The 23,753-nt window shown below is 44.7% G+C and carries 23 protein-coding genes; 13 read left to right on the top strand and 10 right to left on the bottom strand.

The genetic code is table 11. The annotated features are described in order from the left end of the window. The first annotated feature begins 57 nt into the window (after positions 1-57). The 5 genes from EAE30_RS12320 (at position 58) to EAE30_RS12300 (ending at position 5,981) form a co-directional block, all read left to right on the top strand. Positions 58-1,587 carry an inositol monophosphatase family protein gene (locus EAE30_RS12320; protein ID WP_123016187.1) on the top strand — a complete coding sequence of 510 codons (1,530 nt, stop codon included), beginning with the start codon at positions 58-60 and terminating at the stop codon, positions 1,585-1,587. After that, positions 1,584-2,600 (top strand): LacI family DNA-binding transcriptional regulator, encoded by a 1,017-nt coding sequence (locus EAE30_RS12315; protein WP_199287052.1) that lies wholly within the window; start codon positions 1,584-1,586, stop codon positions 2,598-2,600. The genes EAE30_RS12320 and EAE30_RS12315 overlap by 4 nt, the downstream gene beginning before the upstream one ends. Positions 2,601-2,778: 178 nt before the next feature. Beyond that, on the top strand, positions 2,779-3,468 hold the full coding sequence (locus EAE30_RS12310) for an oligogalacturonate-specific porin KdgM family protein (RefSeq protein WP_123016186.1): 690 nt from the start codon (positions 2,779-2,781) through the stop codon (positions 3,466-3,468). Positions 3,469-3,478: 10 nt separating this feature from the next. Then, positions 3,479-4,765, top strand: coding sequence for a histidine-type phosphatase (locus tag EAE30_RS12305; RefSeq protein WP_123016185.1), 1,287 nt, complete (start codon positions 3,479-3,481; stop codon positions 4,763-4,765). A gap of 106 nt (positions 4,766-4,871) precedes the next feature. Beyond that, the gene (locus EAE30_RS12300; protein ID WP_123016184.1) at positions 4,872-5,981 is read left to right on the top strand and encodes an NAD(P)-dependent oxidoreductase; all 1,110 of its coding nucleotides are present in this window, start codon (positions 4,872-4,874) and stop codon (positions 5,979-5,981) included. Between the two features lie 44 nt (positions 5,982-6,025). On the opposite strand, the gene EAE30_RS12295 is transcribed toward EAE30_RS12300, so the two are convergent. Continuing rightward, a complete protein-coding gene (locus EAE30_RS12295; RefSeq protein ID WP_164711854.1) occupies positions 6,026-7,045 on the bottom strand; it encodes a HoxN/HupN/NixA family nickel/cobalt transporter in 1,020 nt (339 codons plus the stop codon). Positions 7,046-7,288: 243 nt separating this feature from the next. Next, positions 7,289-8,482 carry a class I SAM-dependent methyltransferase gene (locus EAE30_RS12290; RefSeq protein ID WP_123016182.1) on the bottom strand — a complete coding sequence of 398 codons (1,194 nt, stop codon included), beginning with the start codon at positions 8,480-8,482 and terminating at the stop codon, positions 7,289-7,291. A gap of 170 nt (positions 8,483-8,652) precedes the next feature. On the opposite strand from EAE30_RS12290, the gene yccX reads away from it, so the two are divergent. After that, entirely contained in the window at positions 8,653-8,922 is a 270-nt protein-coding gene (gene yccX, locus EAE30_RS12285) for an acylphosphatase (RefSeq protein WP_123016181.1), read from the top strand. A gap of 25 nt (positions 8,923-8,947) precedes the next feature. Here the strand turns inward: yccX and EAE30_RS12280 are convergent, their stop codons facing one another. From EAE30_RS12280 to EAE30_RS12255, 6 genes are all read right to left on the bottom strand, one after another. After that, entirely contained in the window at positions 8,948-9,277 is a 330-nt protein-coding gene (locus EAE30_RS12280; protein ID WP_123016180.1) for a TusE/DsrC/DsvC family sulfur relay protein, read from the bottom strand. Between the two features lie 139 nt (positions 9,278-9,416). Continuing rightward, positions 9,417-10,079, bottom strand: coding sequence for a Bax inhibitor-1/YccA family protein (locus tag EAE30_RS12275; protein WP_123016179.1), 663 nt, complete (start codon positions 10,077-10,079; stop codon positions 9,417-9,419). A 350-nt stretch (positions 10,080-10,429) separates the two neighbouring features. Next, complete coding sequence (locus tag EAE30_RS12270; protein WP_123016178.1) at positions 10,430-11,185, bottom strand: amino acid ABC transporter ATP-binding protein; 756 nt, start codon at positions 11,183-11,185, stop codon at positions 10,430-10,432. Between the two features lie 18 nt (positions 11,186-11,203). Further along, complete coding sequence (locus EAE30_RS12265) at positions 11,204-12,301, bottom strand: amino acid ABC transporter permease (RefSeq protein WP_123016177.1); 1,098 nt, start codon at positions 12,299-12,301, stop codon at positions 11,204-11,206. Between the two features lies 1 nt (position 12,302). Continuing rightward, positions 12,303-13,484, bottom strand: coding sequence for an amino acid ABC transporter permease (locus EAE30_RS12260; protein ID WP_123016176.1), 1,182 nt, complete (start codon positions 13,482-13,484; stop codon positions 12,303-12,305). Positions 13,485-13,594: 110 nt separating this feature from the next. Beyond that, positions 13,595-14,626, bottom strand: coding sequence for an amino acid ABC transporter substrate-binding protein (locus tag EAE30_RS12255; RefSeq protein WP_123016175.1), 1,032 nt, complete (start codon positions 14,624-14,626; stop codon positions 13,595-13,597). Positions 14,627-15,074: 448 nt separating this feature from the next. On the opposite strand from EAE30_RS12255, the gene EAE30_RS12250 reads away from it, so the two are divergent. Further along, positions 15,075-16,016, top strand: a complete 942-nt coding sequence (locus EAE30_RS12250) for a precorrin-2 dehydrogenase/sirohydrochlorin ferrochelatase family protein (RefSeq protein ID WP_123016174.1) — start codon at positions 15,075-15,077, stop codon at positions 16,014-16,016. Between the two features lie 57 nt (positions 16,017-16,073). Here EAE30_RS12250 and EAE30_RS12245 read toward each other — a convergent pair whose 3' ends face one another. Further along, positions 16,074-16,880 (bottom strand): Cof-type HAD-IIB family hydrolase, encoded by an 807-nt coding sequence (locus EAE30_RS12245; RefSeq protein WP_123016173.1) that lies wholly within the window; start codon positions 16,878-16,880, stop codon positions 16,074-16,076. Between the two features lie 237 nt (positions 16,881-17,117). Here EAE30_RS12245 and queE point away from each other — a divergent pair, with 237 nt between their 5' ends. The 5 genes from queE to EAE30_RS12220 all read left to right on the top strand — a co-directional run bounded on the left by queE (position 17,118) and on the right by EAE30_RS12220 (position 21,591). Further along, entirely contained in the window at positions 17,118-17,786 is a 669-nt protein-coding gene (queE, locus tag EAE30_RS12240) for a 7-carboxy-7-deazaguanine synthase QueE (protein ID WP_199287105.1), read from the top strand. Between the two features lie 14 nt (positions 17,787-17,800). Then, entirely contained in the window at positions 17,801-18,484 is a 684-nt protein-coding gene (queC, locus tag EAE30_RS12235) for a 7-cyano-7-deazaguanine synthase QueC (protein WP_123016172.1), read from the top strand. Positions 18,485-18,810: 326 nt separating this feature from the next. Next, positions 18,811-19,044 (top strand): hypothetical protein, encoded by a 234-nt coding sequence (locus EAE30_RS12230; protein ID WP_123016171.1) that lies wholly within the window; start codon positions 18,811-18,813, stop codon positions 19,042-19,044. Between the two features lie 202 nt (positions 19,045-19,246). Then, entirely contained in the window at positions 19,247-20,251 is a 1,005-nt protein-coding gene (locus EAE30_RS12225; RefSeq protein WP_241967659.1) for an ABC transporter substrate-binding protein, read from the top strand. Continuing rightward, positions 20,248-21,591, top strand: a complete 1,344-nt coding sequence (locus tag EAE30_RS12220) for a diguanylate cyclase domain-containing protein (RefSeq protein ID WP_123016170.1) — start codon at positions 20,248-20,250, stop codon at positions 21,589-21,591. Before EAE30_RS12225 ends, EAE30_RS12220 begins: the two co-directional genes overlap by 4 nt. A gap of 5 nt (positions 21,592-21,596) precedes the next feature. Here the strand turns inward: EAE30_RS12220 and EAE30_RS12215 are convergent, their stop codons facing one another. Continuing rightward, the gene (locus EAE30_RS12215; protein WP_123017358.1) at positions 21,597-22,145 is read right to left on the bottom strand and encodes an MSHA operon transcriptional regulator; all 549 of its coding nucleotides are present in this window, start codon (positions 22,143-22,145) and stop codon (positions 21,597-21,599) included. 536 nt (positions 22,146-22,681) lie between these two features. On the opposite strand from EAE30_RS12215, the gene EAE30_RS12210 reads away from it, so the two are divergent. Further along, the gene (locus EAE30_RS12210; RefSeq protein ID WP_164711853.1) at positions 22,682-23,704 is read left to right on the top strand and encodes a GGDEF domain-containing protein; all 1,023 of its coding nucleotides are present in this window, start codon (positions 22,682-22,684) and stop codon (positions 23,702-23,704) included. The last annotated feature ends 49 nt before the right edge of the window (positions 23,705-23,753 follow it).

Raw genomic sequence — 23,753 nt, 5'->3', positions numbered from 1 at the left:
GCCATGTGGCGCTTTGTCGGCTGGACGTGAACCATCAAAATTTATGAGGACAGACTTTTGAAGCACTATATTGCGCAACGTGAAGCAGCGCTGAATACCATTATTAAGCAAGCAGGGGAGCTGGCATGGGCCTTGTTCCGCTCTCGCGCGGCGGGTGAATATGAATTGAAAGGGACCCAAGATTATTTAACCGAAGCGGATGGGCAAGTCGAACGTTTTATCATTGAGGCCTTGCGAGAACACTTTCCCCATGATGCGGTACTCGGCGAAGAGTCGGGAAAACGGGGCGCGGATGAACAGGCGATGTGGGTGATCGATCCCATCGATGGTACGGCCAATTTTGCTCGAGGAATTGAACATTTTTGCGTGTCGATTGCGTTTGTCCATGCTGGAGTCACGGAATTAGGCGCAATTTATAACCCCGTGAGCGATGAGCTGTACCGAGCACGACGTGGCGGCTTAGCCTATAAAAATGACGTATTGATGACCGTTTCTCGCACCTCATCTTGGGCTGCGGCTACGTTTGAGCTCGGTTGGTCGAATCGTGTGCCTCGGTCTCGTTATCTCTCCACCCTCTCGGCCATGCTCGACTGTGGGGCGAACGTAAGGCGAGGCGCATCTGGGGCTTTAGCATTGGCTTGGGTCGCCGAGGGAAGAATTGATGGCTATATCGAATTACATATGAATGCGTGGGATTGTTTAGCTGGGCTGCTCATGGTGCGTGAAGCTCAGGGAAAAACAGGCGACTACCCACAAACGATGAGCGATATTTTTTCCGGAGGCGCTATATTGGCAACCTCAGCCGAGTTTGCGTCGCGACTTGCTTCGTTGACACACATTCCACTCGCTGGCGTGGCGAGCACGACCACCAAGCCACCAGCCACGTTCCACTATCCTCGGCCGCCCATCAGTTTAATTTATCCGCAGTTACCGGGATGGCAGGCAGACCTCTACATCGGAGGTGCTGCGGGGGCAACGGATCTCACCTTACTGGCTGAGCATGGCATTAAAACCGTCGTGAACTGCGCCGTTAATTTAGATATTGATTGGGTCATTGAGCCAGGCAAAGACATGGAGGCGCATCGGGTTATGCATGGAGCCGGCGCGCTACGCTATTATAAATTAGGGTTGATTGATGGGCCGGGCAACACGCCCGAGCAGGTGTATGCTGGCTATCAACTCCTGCGAGCGGCCTTGTTGCAACGTTTACCTAATAAGCCATCCTATCGTCATCACGATCACGGTAATGTGTTGGTGCATTGCCGTGGCGGCCGCAGTCGTTCGGTCATTGTGGTGGCGGTTTTTTTACATTTGGAATATCCCGTGCAATTTCCTTCACTGCAAGCCGCCATTGGCCATATTCGTGAAAAACGCCAGTTGCACCCCCAAGAGTGGCATGAAACGCCAAAACCAGAATTGATTGCGCTAGGTGAATATGCGATTGCCATGCATCACGCGATCAGCAATCAGGAAGATGCTCAATTGGCGAGCCGCCTTGGCTGGGATAGCACCATGAGCAAGACGTTTGTTGATGGTGCCCACCGTCAGGGAGCGGATGTAGACACCTCTCTTAAGGTGTGTAAATGATGAATAAGACGAAAATGTTTCCGGTGGCGACAGCCAGTGATGTTGCACGGCAAGCGGGGGTATCCCGATCTGCGGTTTCTCGCACCTTTACTCCCGGGTGCAGTGTGTCCGAAGAAACGCGGCGTAAAGTGTTAGCCGCTGCTAAGGATCTCAATTATCACGTCAATATGTTGGCAAGGGGGTTATCCAAAGAAGACAGCCGACCTGTGTGTATTCTGGGGGGAAAATTGGCTCAGCCATTCCAAGCCAGCCTGTTAGACCAATTGACGCGACAACTCCAGCTATCGCAACGTGCCGTGATGGTGATTAATACGGCTGGCGGTGAAGCCAGTGCCAATCAAGCGCTTAAGCAGACGTTAAATTATCGCGCAGCGGCCACGGTGGTATTGTCGGGCACACCACAAGCCTCGCTCGTTGAACAGTGTGTACAAAGTGGTCAGCAAGTGGTGCTCGTCAATCGCCTAGGGCAGTTTGATGGTGTCGACCACGTAGGCATTGATTACCGCCACACCATGAGTGACGCCTATGGGATGTTGGCGCGTGCTCAGTGTGACAACATCGCTCTTATTTCATCGAAGATACAGTCGCCGAGTATGGTCAGCCGCGAGCAGGGCTTTTTACAGGCTGCGGCCCTGAGCGGACAGGAATGCTCGGTATACCGGTGTGAAGCGACGTCTTATGAAGGCGGAGCGCGTATGGCTCGTCAGCTATTTGCACGTCGTCATCGTCCCGATGGGGTATTTTGTGTCACCGATTTGGTGGCTTGTGGTGTGATTGACGTTGCGCGCTATGAGTTCGGTTTGCGTATTCCAGAGGATCTGTGTGTCGTAGGGTTTGACGATATCGAACAAGCGGGTTGGGGCGCTTATCAATTAACCACATTTGCTCAGCCGTTACAGCATATGGCCGCCGCGATTAATCAGTTACTTGCACCTGAAGGGCGAGGGGCCACTTCTTTAACGCAATTATTTACCGCCTCGCCTGTGTGGCGTAAGACTGTCAGGCCAAGTTAGCCGCAACTATCAGTCAAAGGCGGACGACAACGTCGTCTTGTTTATAGACCCATTATTTCACCACGCTGAGCGTCATTGCTCAGCCCGGCGGGCTTGCTACGCCTGATTCTTTCTTAACGTAATAGACGTGCCATTTTTTAAATCACGTTGACAATATATCACTAGATAGGAACCTAGTATGAAAAAAACAAGGATATGGTCACTAGCCACATGCGCTATAGTGGTCTCTCTGAATGCCCAAGCGACCAGCGTCTCATACAGTCATCAATACGAAGATGTTGCAAAAACGCACACCGACGAAATTGGTGTCAGTCATCATTTGTCTATAGGACCGAAGATTTCCGCGGCATTGAAATTTGAACCTAATGAGGAAAAGAATGGTGAGGCAGGGATTGCTTTTCATGATGAACGTTGGCACGAAACCAAGTTGAAGTTGAGTTATCCGTTAGCGGCCGCTGACCACTTGACGCTTGAACCTGGCGTGTCGTGGGCACGCAAGCAAGATAGCTATAAGTACAAACCCTTTATTAAATTCAAATATAAGGCGTTAACTGCACTAACATTGACCAGCCGTTATCGCTATGAGATCTCGGACTATGCGTATAAACCAACACGTAAGAAGCATCGTGTTGATATTGGGGTGAATACCACGTTTCACCATGTGGGTATTGGTTATCAATATACCTATTACCATGGTGATAGCGCGTTATATGATCACAGTCGTCATGATTACGAACAAGCCATCACGGTTGCGTATCCTGTCACTCATGCGTTCGCACCGTATTTAGAGTTGACCAATGAATCCGTCAGCAAAAGTAGTGACCGTCGTCAAACTGAATTTGAAGTTGGCTTCAAATATACCTTTTAGGAGTTGAAATATGTGGTATTTAACAAAACAATCCCTGATCGTCATTTTTGTTAGTATGGCGAGTGTGGCTTGCTCAGTGCAGGCGAGCGACTATACCTTAGACAAAGTGGTGACGGTGACTCGTCATGGTGTGCGACCACAAACCAATAGTGAAAAACTGGATAAAGGGACGGGGAAAGTATGGCCTCGTTTTACCGTTGCTGACGGTCATTTAACGGGACACGGTTATACTGGGATGTGGCAGCAAGGGCGTTATCAATTGGCTGAGTGGAAACGGCAAGGCTTGGCGTTAGCCACCGATTGTGCCAGTGCCCATGAGAATGTTTTTTTATGGACCAGCCCGAAACAGCGCATTAAGGCAACAGGAAAAGCGATGGCTGATGGTATGTTCCCAGGGTGTGGCATCGCACCACTTAGTGTCGATGCGGAATATGGGCCACTGTTTGAATTGTATCATCTGCATGCAGCCCATATGGATAAAGACATTATGCGCCAGCAGATTATGGCGCGCATGATCTCACCGCAACACGCTCGAGAGCGTTATCATGATGCTGTGACATTATTGCGCTCGACGGTCTGCGCACCCGATGAGTGTAGGTTTCTTGATCAGCCTTGGGGAGTGGCCTTTAAATCGACAGGTAAACCAATGTTAACCGGGCCGGGTAAACTGGGGGCGACGATTGGTGAGACCATTCGTTTGCAATACAGTGATAACTTGCCGCTGGACAAGGTTGCCTTCGGACATGCGAGCGATGCCGACGCCGTCAAAGCCTTGATGGCGATTCATGCCGCGCAGTACAACTACGCACTCAATACCTTGGAGTTCGCATCGCACAGCGGATCGTTATTGATGCGCCAAGTGTTATCAGCCCTCACCTCTGGCACGGCATTGCAAGCACAATGGCCGGGAGATACACGTCTGCGGCATCGTTTAGTGATGTTAGTTGGGCATGATTCAAACATTGCAGAACTTCAAACCTTACTGGGCTTTTCTTGGACACTTGCCGGTTACCCGAGTAACGATATTCCTCCCGGTGGAACACTGAGCTTTGCTCGTTTTCATCAAGCGAACAGTACTCAACCTTGGGTCCGAGTACGCTTCTCTGCGCGCAGTCTGGATCAATGGAGAAATCTAACGACATTGGATCATCAGCATCCGCTATTGCACGTAGATTTGCATCTCCCCGGCTGCCGCAACACTGACGTCGGGACGCTATGCCCACTGGATACGGTAGTGAAAAAAGCGAGCCAACATTTAGTGAAAGATGGCATGGCGTTACCGGTATTTAAATCCTAAATTATGTCGTCAATGAGAGTCGATGGCTTTGCTCCTAGGCGAAGGATCGACTTTCCTATATAGTCATTGATTGAATTATTTTGCATGACGAGATGGGAAGGAATTCATGTACAAGGACTTTACAGCTGAACTGAGTTGGGCAACTCAGCACATGCCTCGCACCAAATACGCGTTAGAAGCTTTACCTGATTTAAGCCAAGTGCGTTTAGCGTGCAATATGCACTTAGATTTAAAAATGGCACCGCTGGTGGCGGGGCTGCTCGACAAAGGTGCTGCTATCTATTTGACGACGTGTAATCCAACGACGGTACAAGATGAGGTTGTCGAACACTTAAAAAGCAAAGGCGCTGTTGGTGAGGCATGGCGTGATATGGATGACAACGCTTGGCAGCGGTCGTTTGATAACGCGTTGGCTTGGCAGCCCACGCATTTGTGTGAGATGGGAGCTGATTTGACGACACGTTTCCATCAAACTGGCCGTCCTAACTCGATTGTGGCGGGATTAGAAGCGACCGGTTCGGGGATCAGTCGTTTAGCTGGCGTTACCCCCCAGTATCCCATCTTCAATTGGGATGACTTGCCAGTAAAAGAAGGCTTGCATAACCGACACATGGTTGGCTTGACCGCTTGGCATACCTTTTTTCAAACCACGCACTTAACGTTGCACGAGAAAGTCGTGATTATTATTGGTTATGGGTTAGTCGGACAAGGCACAGCAACATCGGCCAAAGCGTACGGTGGAAAAGTTGAAATTGTTGAACGCGATCCGGCTCGAGCACTGCAAGCTCAATACGATGGTTGGCATGTGGTGACTCTCGATGAGGCGGCACAATATGGTGATGTTTTTGCAACGGCGACCGGGGCTGAGAATGTCATTGGTGCGCATCATCTTGAGGCCATGAAATCAGGTGCGTTTGTTTTAAATGTCGGGCACGTGGCAAAAGAGATTGCCGTTGATTATCTGCGATCTAATGCGGTGATGAGTGAGCCGATGCCCTACATCAATGCCTATACTTGGCATGATAAGACGGTCTATTTATTGGCAAACGGTTCGATGTTTAATCTCACTGCCGGTTATGGCGACAGCTTGAATGCGTTTGATGTCACCTTAGCCGTAATGGTGGCAGGCATTGGTCATATTGTGAGCCCCGAAGCGCAGCAGCAGGGGGCTGGGGTTTATCTGTTGCCTGAGCGGATTTGGAAAGGTGTTTTGTAGAGGCGTGATATCACGCCTCCATCCTCAATAAGGCCGATAAGTGCTTATTGAGGGTGATAAACCGCCCTATGGTAATAGCCACGCCAGCGATAATGGCAAAAGGCGACTATCCAAAAGATCAAGAGTGTCACAATCATCATTAAGCCGATGTGCTGAGTGACTTGCGCAATATACGTGAAGTCTGCGCTGAGTGATGGATTAAGTGGCCAATATTGGGTAATGGCGTAAATTAAACACAGTGTGCCAACATAAATCGCCATTATTATGGAGGCGACAGTTAAGGCTGTATTGTAATAGAGCTTTAAAAATGGATTGTCGAGAGTCCAACGGTAGGCATGCCCCACTGCGATATTATTAATGCTATCGACGAGTAACATCCCTAGGGTAAACAGGGCAGAGAAAATGATCATTGTGGTGATTGAAATGCCCGTTTTTACGTAGGACATCGCAATCGACATCACACTGAGCTCAGTGGTGGTCATGGCACACAAGCCGAATATAAATCCGATGAAATACATTTGCTTACTGCTTTTTAAACGTTTATCCAAAAAGGTATACACTTTCGCTAGTGGTGTACACGCGGTTTTACCCATCGGTGTGTTCTTTTTGGCGTGGCGATAATTTTTCCACAGTTTTCTGAGCGCGATTCCGTTTAAAGTGGCAATCGTCAGTAAAAAACTCCCGCAGATGAAATGGCCAGCGTTGTGCCCTAAGTGAAGCATCGTCTGGGTTATTGCTGGGTATTGATGAATCAACGCACTCACTATGATAGTAATCAGAATGATCATGGTGGCATGCCCAAGAGAAAAGTAAGTGCCGACATTCACCGGAATGTAAGCTCGGTTCTGCATGAGTTTACGCGTTGAATTCTGGATAACTGCGACATGGATAGGGCTAAGTGCGTGGCGTATGCCAAGCATCCATGACATAGACGCCATGGCAAACAAGGCCGAGCTTTGGGCAAACGCGATCAACGCCCAATCCCAAATGAGGATATTTGCAATAACGACAACACTAAAAAGGCCAATAGAGCCGCGAATATCAGATTTTAATGTGGCTAACATGGCTCCCTCAACACAGATAACCCAAGTTCGGAATGAATATAAATGAAAGCGTTTACAGTAATATGGTGCAAGCAAATATACTTGAAAACAAACATTGATTCCACAATATTTGTTTTTATATGATAATTTTAATAATACTTGTATGTTATTATTTTTTGTATAACCAAATGAATGGCTTAAATAATAAAAAGGAGCCATAGATATTTAATCTATGGCTCCTTTTAATACTAAGCATTCTGTTGATTATAATACTTTACAAGCAAATCCTTTCAGGTAAAAACCTTCTGGGTAGGCGGTGTCGATTGGATGATCAGCGGCTTGCTCAAAGCGTTCAACAAATTTAACTGACCGTTTGGCATCTAAAGCCGCATCGGCGATGATCTTCTGAAAAAGCACTTGATCCATTAAGCCTGAGCAGGAATAGGTAAGCAGTGTGCCACCCGGTTTTAAAATTTGCATTGCTAACATATTAATGTCTTTATACCCACGACAAGCACCATTCAATTGTGCTTTTGACTCAGCAAATTTAGGTGGGTCCATGATCACCACATCAAACTGAGTTCCTTGATCGCGGTATTCGCGTAACAATTTAAAGACATCTGCATTGAGGAATACTGCTCGTTTCTTGCTAATGTCAAAGTCATTTAACTGCGCATTAAACTTGGCACTCTCTAATGCAGGTTGAGAGACATCTGCATTGATGACACGTTTAGCGCCACCTTTCAGGGCATATAAACCGAAACCACCTGTATAAGAAAAACAGTTTAATACTTCTTTATCTTCAACGTATTTCATTGAGTTTAAGCGACTGTCTCGTTGGTCTAAATAAAATCCGGTCTTATGTCCATTCACAATATCAACACTGATTTTAACGCCATTTTCTTCGATAATCACCGACTCAGGTGGTGTGTCGCCGTGCAATACGCCAATGCTTTCTGCTAAGCCTTCTTTTTTACGGACCGCGACATCAGAGCGCTCATAGATGTGACAATTGGGATAACAATGTACTAAGGCCTGCACTAAATGTGTTTTATGGTATTCAGCGCCTGCGCTTAGCAACTGGCAAACAAGATAATCTTGGTATTTATCAATGGTGATACCCGGTACGCCATCGGATTCTGCCGCAAGTAAGCGGTAACCGGTCAGACCATCGCGTTTTATCACTTCGTCACGTAATTGCTGTGCAACTTGAATACGCTTGATAAAGAAATCGCGATCGATCGGCTCTTTTTCAAAACTCCAAATGCGAGCGCGAATCTGTGATTCGGGGGAGTAGGCCGCTTTTGCTAACCAACGACCGTCATGGGCGTAGACATCAACAGTCTCACCTGATTCAGGCGTGCCTTCGACGTGTTGAATGCCTCGAGAAAAAATCCATGGATGGCGACGTAATACAGATTTTTCACGGCCTTTGGCTAGACGGATGGATGATGTCATTAGTGTTACTCAAATCGAAAATAAAAGAGGCGGGTATTGTCTGGCAACTGGCTATGAAAAGCAAATGATTCACGCGTGACGGTGGTCGTCACAAGATGTTCAATCGAGGGTTTGATCGTAGAAATTCTCGCGTTAGTATGAATTAGCCATAACTAGCGAAGTGAGGAATTATGAAGTGTGAAAAAATGGTGGTATCTGGCGTCGTTCAAGGTGTTGGCTTTCGTTATTTTACCGCTAACGAATGTCTAAAACGATCACTGACCGGGTATGCTAAAAATTTATCCGATGGACGAGTTGAAGTTGTGGTATGCGGTGATCAATCACAGCTTGACGATGTATTCTTGCAATTGCAAAAGGGTCCAAGAACAGCTGTTGTCGACAACGTCACTCGAGAACCCTATGAGCCGACTCATCCTATTGATGACTTTCGTATCCACTGACCGCCGCTATAAAGCTGCGTGATGGTTATAAACATTTGGCGGGTTTGGGTAAACCTGCCAATTTTGTTGCCTGTTTCGCTGGGCCTTCTGGGAACAACTTAAAGAGATATTTACTGTTGCCTTTTTCTTTGCCGTATTCTTTTTCCATGGCTTTAACGAGCATGCGAATGGCTGGCGAGGTATTAAATTCTTCATAAAAGTTGCGTACAAAATAAATGACTTCTTTGTGCGCGTCTGTTAAATCAATGCCTTCATGTTCTGCTAACACAGGGATCAGGCCAGCTTCCCATTGAGTGTGATCTAACAGGTAGCCTTCTGCATCAGTCTCAATGAGGGTGTCTTGGTAGTGAATCATTCTTGGTTATTCCGTATTGATATTGTCTATAGGGTAACGAAGCTCGATCATAGGCTCAAGTAGAAAATAAGAAGCCCGAGCGATGGGCTCGGGCTTCTAAGTGAGATTTCCAGTGGGTTAACCACTGATACCGCATTGTTTAGTCGTCGTTCATGACACCCAGAATGCTGAGCAAGCTGATGAACAAGTTATAGATCGACACATAAAGCGAGACGGTTGCCGAAATGTAGTTGGTTTCACCACCGCGTACAATTTGTTGCGTTGTCAGCATAATCACACCCGTTGAGAACAACACGAACATACCGCTCATTGCTAAGTGAAGCATTGGCATTTGTAGGAAGATGTTCGCGACCATGCCGATCAGTAGGACAACGAACCCAGCCATCAGTAATCCACCCAAGAAGGAGAGATCACGCTTGGTGGTCAGGGCATACGCGGATGAGCCTAGGAATGCGAGAGCTGTACCACCGAGAGCGGTAACAATCACATCGCCCATCCCAGCGCCAACGTACATATTTAGAATCGGGCCTAACGTATAACCCAAGAAGCCGGTAAACAGGAACGTAAAGACGAGTCCCATACCGTTATTACGGTTCTTTTCGGTTAGGAACAACAAACCGTAGAAGCCGACTAACATAATGATAATGTTTGGTCGAGGAAGGTTCATCGCCATGGAGACGCCTGCCACAACCGCTGACCAAAGCAGAGTCATAGAAAGCAGTGCGTAAGTATTCTTAAGCACTTTGTTCGTTTGCAACACACCAGTTTGGGTGTTTGAGCGAGAGTACATTGAATTATTCATATTCTTCCTCGTAAAGGCATTACGTTTACTCATATAGACATTTATGGGGCCGAAAGTTCACTTTTTCAAGCTTAAATGTCTTTACTAACGTTTCTCGACGTTGGTTTATGTAGTGTTATCAGCTTAACAGTGAAACCATTAAGGTGCTAACGTTGATTTTATTTATATTTTTCATGTCTCATCATAATCAAGTTTGCGCTATGACAGTATCAGCAAGTTGTAACACGATATGTCTTATTGCTTAAGCTAAGCGGCTAAAATGCCGATCGTCCAGCGTCTATGAGTAGGATTTGTATGAACATTCGCGGTATAGCAACGTGCGACTGACTTTCGGCTACTTATGGTTTACTTCAATGAGAGAGAATTTGTGCCAAGAAGTTTTGTGTACGCTCTGATTGCGGATGATTAAAAAACTGTGTTGGGGTGTTTTCTTCGATGATTTCACCAGCATCCATGAAAATAACGCGATCAGCGACTTCTTTGGCAAACCCCATTTCATGAGTCACGCACAGCATGGTCATGCCTTCTTGAGCCAGCTCGACCATCACATCTAAGACTTCTCGAACCATTTCTGGATCCAGTGCAGATGTCGGTTCATCAAATAGCATGACTTGCGGGTTCATACACAGTGAGCGAGCGATGGCAACCCGTTGTTGCTGTCCTCCAGACAATTGCCCAGGGTATTTCTCCGTCTGATCGGCAATTTTGACTCGTTCGAGATAGGTCATCGCCAGCTCTTGTGCTTGAGCTTTGGGCATATTTTTGACCCAAAGCGGGGCGAGCGTACAGTTTTCTAATACCGTGAGGTGTGGAAATAAGTTGAAGTGCTGAAAACACATGCCCACGTTTTTTCTTACCGCTTCAATATTCTTTAAATCATCATTTAATGGACGACCTGCTACGATGATGTCACCAGCTTGATGCTCCTCTAGCCGATTAATACATCGGATCATGGTGGATTTTCCCGAGCCAGATGGACCACAAATTACAATGCGTTCGCCTTTTTTTACGGTTAGATTGATGTTTTTTAAAACATGAAAGTCTCCATACCATTTATTCATTTTATTCAGTTCTATCATGGGCTGGGTATCTTGATACTGCGTCATACAAATTCCTTTTTATTGCTATGATCTGTGGCCTGTATGCAGGCGTTTTTCTAGCCAAATCGAGTAACGGGACATTCCAAAACAAAATATCCAAAAGACAAGAGCGACAAAGACATAGCTTTCTGTGGCAAAGCCTAACCAATCCGGATCATTGATGGCCGCTTGTCTAATGCCTAATACATCAAACATGCCGATGATCATGACTAAACTGGTATCTTTAAATAGGCCGATAAACGTATTCACGATTGAAGGGATGGTAATTTTGAGCGCTTGCGGCAAAATGACTAACCCCATCTTTTTCCAATAACTCAATCCTAATGCATCCGCCGCTTCGTATTGGCCGTTCGGGATGGCTTGCAAGCTGCCACGCACGACTTCGGCCATATAAGCGGCACTAAATAATGCGACGCCAATCAATGCACGTAACAGTTTATTCAAATCGTGCCCTTGAGATAGGAAGAGTGGAATCATCACGGACGCCATAAAAAGTACTGTGATGAGAGGAACGCCGCGCCATAGTTCGATATAGAGGGTACTCAAACTGCGAATGATTGGCATAGTAGAACGGCGGCCTAAAGCCAGCACGATACCGACTGGTAAGGAAACGACAATCCCAATCAGTGCAATGACTAGGGTAACCAGTAAACCACCCCAGAGGTGGGTATCGACCGTACTGAGGCCAGCAATATTCCCATAGAGTAATCCAGCGATAATAAAGGGATACACACCAATGAAAAAAGCAAAGATCCAACGTCTGGCTGGCATTTTCTCATAGGCTAGCATGGCGACCAGTAGTGCTAGCGTGGCGTAAAACAGCCGTGGGCGCCAAAGCTGATCGCTCGGATAAAAACCATATAAGAATTGCTCCCAGCGCACGTGTATCATCACCCAGCATGCCCCCTCACCGTGACAAGCCGTGCGACTGTTCCCCACCCAGTCCGCTTTTATTAGTGCCCAATCTACGATGTGCCAAATCCCTTTGAGTGCAAAGTAACCAATGACTAACGTCATGAGTGTATTGATTACATCGCTAAATAAGTGAGTTTTGAGCCAGCCGATGATCCCGGTGGTTTTTGTTGGTGGGGGAAGGTCGGGTTGAAATTGATGTTGAGTCATATTAACGCTCCACTAATGCCATTTTTTTGTTATAGAGATTCATCAGCAGTGACGTCACAATACTGAGTGTTAAGTACACCCCCATTGTCATGGCAATAATTTCGATTGCTTGACCAGTTTGGTTCATGGTGGTCCCAGCAAATACGGCCACCAAATCGGGGTAACCAATGGCGGTCGCTAATGAGGAATTCTTGGTTAAATTTAAATATTGGCTGGTTAATGGTGGAATAATAATGAGCATCGCTTGAGGAATGACGATCAAGCGTAACGTTTTATTACGCGATAATCCTAAGGACATGGCAGCTTCACTTTGACCATGCTCGACAGCGTTAATCCCAGACCGGACGATTTCGGCGATAAATGACGCCGTATATATTGAGAGGGCAAACCAAAGTGCCACTAATTCGGGGAGCACGGTTAAGCCACCGCGAAAGTTAAAACCTTTCAATACGGGGTAGTCGGCAGAAATAGGGCTGCCTAAAGACCAAAATACGACAAGCGGTAATATAAAAATCAATACCAAGCCGTAAGGCCAGACAGAATGGGTCTGCCCTGTGTTATAAAAGCGTCGTTTCGTCCATAAGGCAATCAGTAGTGTTGCTCCGATTCCCACGAGAACACTGATTGCCACCCATCCGCTGCCATTATTGAATACTGGAGCCGGTAAATATAATCCCCGAACGTTGAGAAACAGGCTCTCACCCAGATGGTAGCTCTGCCGTGCCGACGGTAAGGTTTGCAGTACGGCGACATACCAAAACAGGATTTGCAATAAGAGCGGGATGTTGCGAAAAATTTCGATATAGACTGCGGCACAACGATTGATTAGCCAATTGCGGGAAAGCCTCGCAATGCCAATGATAAAGCCAATCAACGTAGCGAAAATAATGCCTAAGATGGACACTAAGGCCGTATTGAGTAGACCGACAAAAAATGTTCTTCCGTAAGAGTAGGTTTCATCGTAGTCAATGAGGGTAAAACCAATCCCGAATCCAGCGGTTTGGTTTAAAAAATCAAAGCCTGTCGTAATTCCTCGGGATTCGAGGTTGCTCATGGTGTTGGCTACAATCGTGAACAGGCCATAACCTAATACGATAACGGTTATCAATTGAAAAACGATGGAACGGTATTTGGGGTTGTATAACCAATGGCTTTTTGGCGTGTTGTGTGTCGTGGTATTCATAAGACATAACCTTCTTTCCTTGAACTGCGCGAAGAGGCTCCTGCCAACGCGACTTCATAACGGGCAGCGGCCAAGATACGCCGCACTGCCCGTATTATTCTGTTCGAAAGTTATCGAATCGGTGGGGCATACATGAAACCGCCCGCATTCCAAAGAGCATTGACACCGCGGTCAATTTTTAAGGGTGAATCTTCTCCTACGGCTTGTTTGAAAACTTCACCATAGTTACCGACTTGCTTAATAATTTGATAACCCCAGTCATCGCGAATGCCTAGCCCGGATCCTTTTGGACCGTCGACACCTAAAATACGCTGTATATTGGGATCGTTGGACTTGAGCATTTGATCGACATTTTTCGAGGTAATGCCGTATTCTTCTGCATTAATTAGCGCGAATAATGTCCATTTGGCGACATTAAACCACTTGTCGTCGTTTTGACGAACCACAGGGCCTAGGGGCTCTTTTGAGATGATCTCTGGGAGCACTTTCGCGCTATTGGGTTTTGCTAACGTGAGGCGTAAGGCGTACAAACCCGATTGGTCGGTGGTCATTGCATCGCAGCGACCAGATTCAAACCCAGCCACCATTTGTTGCACTTTATCAAATACCACTGACTGGTATTTCATTTTATTTTTTCGGAAATAGTCTGCCAAATTTAACTCAGTGGTGGTGCCTGATTGCACACAGACAGAGGCGCCATCAAGCTCTTTCGCACTATTGACTCCCAGTGACTTTTTCACCATAAATCCTTGACCATCGTAGAACAGGGTGCCCGCAAAATTGAGTCCGAGAGAGGTGTCGCGAGTCAGGGTCCAAGTGGTGTTGCGTGATAGCACATCGATCTCACCAGTTTGTAGCGCGGTTAAACGCTCTTTGGCGGTGAGTGGTACATATTTAACTTTGTTTTTATCGCCTAGTACAGCGGCTGCGAGCGCTTGGCAATAGGCCACATCAATGCCTTTCCAATGCCCCTTGGCATCTGGGTTCGAAAAGCCAGGTAAACCAGTGCTGACTCCGCACGTTAATTCTCCCTTTTTCATCACACTATCCAAGGTGCTTTGCTCAGCAGCATTGACTTGGGAGGTCATCATTGTTGTGCTTGCGGCAATGATACAAGCGAGAAGTGTTTTATTATTTACCATTATGTATCCATCCTATGTACGTCGTGGTCCTTCCGATCGCCCAACAGGCGGCATGTTGTAATCCGTCGTTTAGAAACAGGCTTATTGACCTTGGGTCAAGTAAGTGTGACTGACTTATACGATCCAGTAAGAGCATATTCCTACCGCACCATATAAATTTGACCTGATTTATTTTATGCTTGCCCATCGTTCAAGAAATAGAATGACCAAATGGCAATCTTTTGTAAATAGAGCAAATAGTGACCAAGTCGGTGCAATGTAGTGAATGTGGTTTGAATAGCACTTTTTGTGAAACAAAAGGGCGGGTATAAGCTAAAACCACAGAGCGATTCACTGGATCACCAATGAAGTTCACACATATATTATGGAACGGATGTCAGGGTGATTGAGTTTTGCACCAAAATGGAACAGACACCACTGATTGATTAACGAAGGTACCTCATACATTATGCAGTATTTCCCAGTATTTCTTAAATTGACCGATCAGCCTGTACTTGTTGTAGGTGGCGGCGAAGTGGCGTGCCGTAAGACCGATGCCTTATTAAGAGCCGGGGCTCGTGTCACGATTATTTCGCCAACATTGGCCGATCCATTGCGATTACTCGTTGAAGCAGGGCAATGTGAGTGGATTCAAAACTTTTATTCGGCACAGTTTTTAGACGCCCAATACGTGCAAGTGTGGGCAACGACTGATAATCCAAGTTTGAATCATGAGGTGTATCACGATGCGAAGCGGATGGGGATTTTAGTCAATGTTGTGGACGATCAACCCTATTGCCAATTTATTACGCCTGCCATGATAGAGCGTGGGCGGATTCAAATTGCAATTTCAAGTGGTGGGGCGTCTCCGGTATTAATTCGTAATTTGCGAGAAAAGATTGAAGCCATCTTACCCAATAATTTAGGGTTACTGGCTGAATTCGGTGCCTCGAAGCGAAACTCGATAAAAAGCGTGTTGACCGATCTTGATAGTCGTCGTGCTTTTTGGGAGCAATTTTTTGATCAACCGGAAGTCAAAAATGCTCATGCACGAGAGCAATTAGAAAAGGTTTATGTGGCGTTGTTGGAGTCCAACCCGGTTAAACAGGGACAGCGGCTGTGGATTGAATATACGCCTGATATTAACCGTTTGTCATTAGGAGCAGTGCGTCAACTTCAGCAAGCGGATCGCGTATTGCACCCAGAGGAGTGTCCCAATGAGATCATGGATCTATGTCGACGGGATGCCGAGCGAGAACGGTTTAGTGAGGCAGGAGAATTGGGCACGCGCCTGCAGGAGCTGCAAGGTATGAGTGAGCAGGTGTGCATCCTGGTGCCCGAAGCGCAGCAAGATTTTGGTCTGTTGCAGCAATATGATCAGGTGATGAAATTGGCCCCAACCATAGGATAAGTAGACTCAGCGCACCTTATCATCGTGTGATCTTGGTGCGCTTTGGTATGGGGGCGATTAACGTAAAGCGTATTTTTCTATTGCAATGGCGACACCATCATCATCATTGCTTGCGGTGATGGCATCGGCCACGGCCTTTGTTTCATCCATTGCATTATCCATGGCGATCCCGAGTCCAGCATATTCCAGCATATGGATATCATTGCCGGCATCGCCCATGCTAATGATTTGTTCGCGAGGCACGTTCAGTAACGCGGCAACCGCGGCAAGACCCGCGCCTTTATTGCTAGCAGGGTTTAGAAACTCTAAAAAGTAAGGCGCACTTTGTACAATGGTAAACTCATTGTAGAGTTCCGGTGGGAGTACTTTTATAACCTCACTGAGCACAGCAGGCTCATCAATGATCATGGTCTTAATAATCGGGTGTTCATCATCCAGTGTTTCAAAGTCTAATTCGGTAATCCCAATCCCGTTAATGGTCGCTTCTACCTCTGTATAACGACTATTTTTTGGAGTGATAAGTCCATGGATGGTACTGAAAGCATGCACGTTAACGCCGAGTTTTTGCGCAATTCGAGCAATCTTCTTGGCAGCTTTACCATCTGTAATGTTTTGATGAACGATTTCTCCGGCCCCAAGGTTTTCAACTAAAGAGCCGTTGTAATACAAAACATAATCATCATCGCCGTGGATGTCTAATTCCGCCAACTGTTGACGCATTCCTTCAATCGGGCGCCCAGATGCTAACACAATTTTTATGCCTTGCTGGCGAGCTTTGGTGATCGCTTCTTTGGTTCTTGGTGAAATGTGTTTTTGGCTATTAAGTAACGTGCCATCCATATCAAGCGCAATAATTTTATACATAGGTAACCTTAACCACTAACCGAAACAGTAAAATGTGAGCGATAAACATTCGATGTGGTTGATTCACCGAAATGTCATCACACCATGATGTGCAGAAGAAACATCTTACAATGAAAGTGTATAGGATGAAAATGACCTTATGTTTTTGCGAGCTCGCGCATGTTTAGTTTGACCTTGTCTCTGGCTTGCATTATCGTCAGCGTCCTTAAATTGAGTGACTGAGTTAGACAAATGACCTTGTATAAAATCAACGAAATGTTTGAGACAATCCAAGGCGAGGGCGTTTTTACTGGTGTTCCCGCCGTCTTTGTTCGATTACAACAATGTCCGGTAGGGTGTGCATGGTGTGATACCAAGCACACTTGGGACGCGACGCCACAAGATGAAACAACATTTGATACTGTGCTTGAGAAAGTGGAGGACAACCCGCAATGGTGTTCAGCGTCAGCGGCCGATGTTGTGCAACGTTACCAAGCACAAGGTTATACTGCGAAACATATTGTGATCACAGGCGGAGAGCCTTGCATTTATAATTTGCATGCTTTAACAGAAGCATTTGAAGCGATCGGTTGTCGTTGCCAAATTGAAACCAGTGGCACTTATCCAGTACAGGCGACAGAGAATACATGGGTGACAGTGTCACCAAAAGTGGCGATGAAAGGTAAACTGCCCGTTATCGACAGTGCTTTATTACGCGCGAATGAAATCAAGCATCCTGTGGCTACAATGAAAGATATCGATAATCTTGATGAGCTTATTACCCGGGTCGATTTGCCTGTCTCTACGGAAATCGCTTTGCAACCCATCAGCCAGAAGCAACGCGCAACAGAATTGTGTATTGAGGTATGTGTTAAGCGTAACTGGCGTTTGTCGATTCAAACTCATAAATACCTCAGCATTGCATAAGAGAGTAAAGCATCATGAAAAAAGCAGTAGTTGTCTTTAGCGGCGGACAAGATTCCACGACTTGTCTTGTACAGGCACTGAAAGAGTTCGATGAAGTGCATGCAATAACGTTTGATTATGGACAGCGACATAAACTGGAAATTGAAGTGGCACAATCGCTAAGTGCGCAGTTAGGCGTTGCTGCTCATAAAGTCATGGATGTCAGTTTGTTAAATGAATTAGCGGTGAGTTCGTTGACGCGTGATGACATTCCAGTATCCAATGAACTACAAGACAATGGTCTGCCGAATTCTTTTGTGCCCGGACGTAACATTTTGTTTTTAACCTTGGCGGGCATTTATGCTTATCAAATTGGCGCACAGACGGTCATAACTGGCGTGTGTGAAACGGATTTTTCTGGGTACCCAGATTGTCGTAACGATTTTGTCAAAGCGATGAACTCAGCTTTAGTACAAGGTATGGACAGAGAACTAGAGATTCGTACCCCTTTGATGTGGCTCAATAAAGCGCAAACATGGGCGTTAGCGGATCAGCATGACGCTTTGGATCTCATTCGTCATCACACTCTAACATGTTATAACGGCATCATTGGTGATGGCTGTGGAGAGTGTCCTGCGTGTCATTTGAGAAAAGCAGGGCTCAATGATTATTTGAATGAGAAAGAAACCGTAATGGCAGAGCTCATTGCTAAACAATAAGTTACGTTGTTTTTCCCTAAGCCACGCAGATTGCGTGGCTTTTTTTGCTTATTATATGGTAGGGCGTGTATCAGGCCATCAAACACGTTGGATGAGATTACGCAAAATGGAGTCGGACTTTGGGCAGATGGTAAGCCGTGGTTATTAATGAGTAATCTGCGATAAACCAGTTGGCGTGTTTAAGATATATCCATTTGAAATATCGTTATTTTCTATTATATATAAGGTATAAGTATTTAAGATTCGTTAATTTGTTTTGTTTGAATATTGACCATTTTGATAAGCGACCTATACTGTATATAAAGCCAGTAGTAAGGAGGTGTTGTATGCTGTGGGATACATTAAAACGCGTTAATCAACTACGACAAGCAGCAATGTCGGATCCTGAATTTATTAAGTTAGCTCAAGAACACGAAGAAACGCTGCAACTGGTTGAGCAGAACTTTGAACCGAAGAGGTTTAGGCGAGCTGCACCGTCTAAATCGAAAAAAGTGAAAGCGTTGGCTGATATCTATGAACAAGCCGCTTTTGGCGAGAATCTGTCTGATCATGAGCATTGATATCGACCACCATTATATTGTTGAAGTCAGCCTTGGTTGTGAGGCTGACTTTTGTTTGCATTAAATAATCTTGCAAATTATTGCAAGGCATCTCATTTCTATAAAAATAACCCATAAGTAATAGAGAATATATCGATGTTGTCTATAATTTATACCATTGCGTTTAATAGAAGCGTATAAAGAAAAGTATGAGGGATAAAGGTTGCGAGTCGCACTAAAAGTTACGTTTGGTCTAGCGGTTGTTGCATTCGGTATTGTTAGCGTTTATTGGCTAATGAAAGAAGACGATATGGATAGTAATATCAGTAATGAAATTCCCGCAAGCATTGCGGTCTCTCAAACGCCATTATCGACGCCTTTCTTCATTGCGCACAAGCTTGGGCTATTTAAACTGCAGGGTATTGATATCTCGTTGGTCCCCTGTAATGGCGGGGTGGAGTGCATGGCCATGATGCAAAAAGGCGCTGCTGATTACGCAACTATTTCAGAGTCCGTGGCGATGTTTAATAGTTTTAAGAACACCGATTTTTCTATTCTCAGTACTTTTGTGACGTCAGATAATGATCTGAAACTGTTATCACTGACCAATCGTGGATTTTCGTCGATTCGAGACTTAAAAGGAAAATCCATTGGTGTCATAAAAAGTAGTGCTAGTGAGTTTTATCTTGATTCACTGCTTTTAGCGTCCGGCATGGATACCGCTGATGTCAATCGAGTGTACATGGGACCAGATAAACTCGTTCAAATGATGAAAATCGGGAAAGTGGATGCGATTTCTTCTTGGGAGCCGTGGGGATATCGAGCGCAGACGACCATGGATATTGCTAATTTGGGATTTAAGGGAATGTATACCTTATCGTTTAATTTGGCCACGTTGAAAAAGGAAGGCCAGTATTATGATGAGCGTTCAAAGCGTATTCTGATAGCTTTGCGGCATGCAATTAAATGGATCATCGAGCATCCAGAAAAAGCGAAGAAGATCGTGAGTGGCAGTTTGAATATTGAGATAAGCCAGCTGAATTGGATATGGGGCGACTACGTTTTTAGACTATCGATGACGAATGTGCTTTTGGCGAATATGCAGTTACAAGCTCGTTGGGCGTTAGAGCATGATCTCGTCAAAGGAAAAAGCATGCCAGATTTGAGGGGCATACTTGATGATTCGGCATTCAGGGCGAGCCAGGAAGATGGAGGCCTCGAGCCATGATGAATTCTCTTACTCGTAAACTAACAGTACTGACGATATCGTCAGTACTGTTAGTTGGCTTTATTTTTTTCTCATTGTGCAAAATATGGCAGGAGCAAAATCATACTCTTGAGCAACTTGGCAGGCTGGCAGAAATTGAACGAAGTGTCGACGGATTGCGAGGTCAGCTTTGGGTGTTTCTGCAGTACGGTGATCGCAGTAGTTTAGATCAGGTTGCGGTTGAGCAAAAATCACTGGAAAAACGCTTAGTACTGTCAGCGGATAAAGGCCTGAATTTGCATAACTTACTCAATATGAATCGCAGTCTGGATGTGTTGTTAGAGCAAGAGCGTGTTCTGGTGTCTGACTCTGAAAGTAAAAGTGGAAAAGAGGGGCAGCGTTATTCTGTCGGATCTGGCGAGTTGCTCCATGCTCGCTACAACATGCTAATTCAAAATATGACAGATGAACTGAGTTATCTTGAACAACTTGTTCTTGATAAAAGTGAGAAAAACCAAAAGCTTGCATTAGTTTCTACCTTAATACAACAGTTAATTCTTTCTGTGTTAGTCTGTGGTTTTGCTTTTTTCATTCGCCATCACTTCAAACGTGGTTTTTCTCTGCTTAGCCAGGGGATCGGGGATCTCGCAAAAGGGAATCTTGATAGCCGTCTTTCCTATCATAACGTTGATTCAGAATTCGAAACCTTAATTAAATTTTTTAATCAAATGAAACGTTCTTTGCAGGATACAACGTATAGTAAAGATGAATTAGCGCATGAGGTGGCGAGACAAACCAGTAAGATCAATAAGCAGAAACAACAATTACAATTTTTGTCAGAAAAAGACGTGCTAACTGGTGTGCTGAATCGTCGCGCATTTAAAGAGTATTTACAACGTTCACTTGTTAATGCTCAGCGCACCAAGCTGCAACCTGCCATCTTATTTATCGATCTGGACGAGTTCAAGCAAATCAATGATCAATATGGCCACGAGGCGGGTGATAAAGTGCTTTGTGTGATTGCGAAACGATTACACGATAACTTAAGAGAGTCCGATTTCTTGGGGCGTTTTGGTGGGGATGAGTTTTTAGTGTGTTTAGATCTACTAGAAGATCATTATGGCGTTAAAAGTAAAGCTCATCAGTTGCTTAAAGCGTTGAGTAAACCTATTTTAATCGGTAATCAAGGTGAGGTCACGATTGGTGCGAGTATCGGCATTGCCTTGTATCCATCACAAGCAGAGGATGTGGATGGATTAATAAATTTAGCTGATCAGGCAATGTACAAAGCCAAGTTTTCGACAGATTACAGTGTGTATAGTGAAGGATTTGTTCGCTTTGACGAAATAAAAAGCGACTAATCATTCTATATGACGACATGTTCCACATAAAAAGGATTAGTGAATTTCTTCGGTGAGCCGAACTTAGAGTAAACCAGCTTGTTCCAAAGTTTACTGTCAAACTCTCCTTTGGGTATGGCAGGGTATAAGGTATCGAGTTCCTCACGGGCAAAGTGCAAAAATTCTTTTTTCTTTATCTGATTGTATCGTTCGACAATTTGGTTGTATTTTTTCAGCCATTCGATTTTGAATGCTCGCAATGTTTGATACGCTTGCTGCTCAGGCACACGTGATAAATAGACACGCTTATACGCGACTTTTCTGTCTATCATAGTCAGCATTGTTGTCTGAATATAGCGACCGTGATGGGTAATGGATATCTCTTCTTCTTTAAACGTCGAGAAACTCCACCCTTTTGGTAGAAATTGTCGTTTTCGATATTCTTGGTTACGCACACGAATAGCGTCGTACAAAATGATATCAGATGTCCCCTTAAAGGTTCTCTGCCATTTTGCAATACGAATTTGTATCGAACCGGGAAGGCGGTATATGTTCGTAAATTTATCTAGAGTCATACGTTGCTCAGTGTATCGATAGATCGTTAACGCATCGTGAATGATGCCACCATGACCATGACAGTTTTTGATGAAAGTACTTATAGTTAGTATTAAAACTATACACTGAATCGAGGTTATCGTATAGAGCCACTTATTACTTAAATATCCCGCTTTATTCTCAATTATGAGATATTTTATCATTAAGTTTTATGAATATCGGTTCTTGTTAACATTAAAATATTCTTTTCTCTTAAAAGCCCAGTAACCTACGTTAAGTCTTTCTATTCTAAGCATGTTATCTACGATAAAAAGTGACTGAATTCAGGTTAACTAGGAATATGGCTTAAGTTCATGCAATAAATGTTGGAGATTGAAGAAATTTTTTATTGTATGATTCGTCTCCTACATTTAAAGACGATTTAGCAATAATGGCCAACGGGAATATTAACTTTATTAACATAGCTGTAATAATCAGTGATCTCTTATTTTTTGGTGTTGCAGCGTTTCTTATATATACGGTTAAACAACAGTTTAAACACCAAAAACGTCAGCCGATGTTATGGTTTATCGCCTATTGGTTTGTGAGCAGCAGTATTTATGGAATCTTTGTTTTATTAGATAATACTAGCCATGCGATGAGCCTTCTGGTCAGCAGTAGCTTACTGCAGTTGATTCCTTATCTGTTTATCATCTCTATTTTTGAATTGTATAATCGTTCAATCCCACAACGACTATATATTATTTGTGTACTACATGTCGTTGGCTTTACGATGATTAATACATCCGTGCACTTATTCAGCGATATTCATAGTTACGCGAATGGTATCGTGACGTACTTTAGTATTATGAGTGTATTTTTATATGCGGCATATCGTATTTATATCGAGAGTTCAATAAAAAAATTAGGTGATAAGATATTATTTTTAAGTGTCTTATTATCGGTTGCTATGAGTCTGGTTGCGTTGATTGCAGATTTTATTCTGCAGTCTTATTTAGATGACATTATTATGGTGGTGCTGATAAAAAACATCATATTTTGTATGCAGCTAGTTGCTATTATTGCTCGTTTTTTCTTCCATGAAATTGAGTGGCATCATGAACGTTCAATTCGAGATAAGTTGACAGGCTTATATAATCGACGATATTTCGAAGAGCAAGCGAAATCGTTTTTGAAAAATAACAATTCTCATTGTTATCTCGCGGTACTAGATATTGATCACTTTAAACCGATTAATGATAAGTATGGGCACCTCAACGGTGATGTCGTGTTAGAAACCATCGCGGAATTATTATTAACATTTTTTAGCAAGGATCTCGTTGCGCGCTATGGCGGGGAAGAATTCGTTATTTTGCTGAGAGAGCAGAGTGAGAGTGACGTTAAGAAGAAACTGACTAAATTTCGCAAGACCATTGCGATGTATCCATTTTCAGTGGCGGACGATATTGTCAAAGTCACGGTCAGTATTGGTGTATCGAGGTTGGAAAAAGAGAATGAGCTGAGGACGAGTTTTTCTCGAGCCGATAAGGCGTTATATGATGCGAAATTTAGTGGGCGAAACCAATTGGTCACCACCTAGTACTAAGATAACCAGCAGTGATGTTATCACCACCGGTTACCTTGCACGC

The sequence above is a fragment of the Vibrio zhugei genome, assembly GCF_003716875.1.
Classification (GTDB): domain Bacteria; phylum Pseudomonadota; class Gammaproteobacteria; order Enterobacterales; family Vibrionaceae; genus Vibrio; species Vibrio zhugei.
Note: the sequence above shows the minus strand (reverse complement) of the source record. Positions and strands in the feature narration are given on the sequence as shown.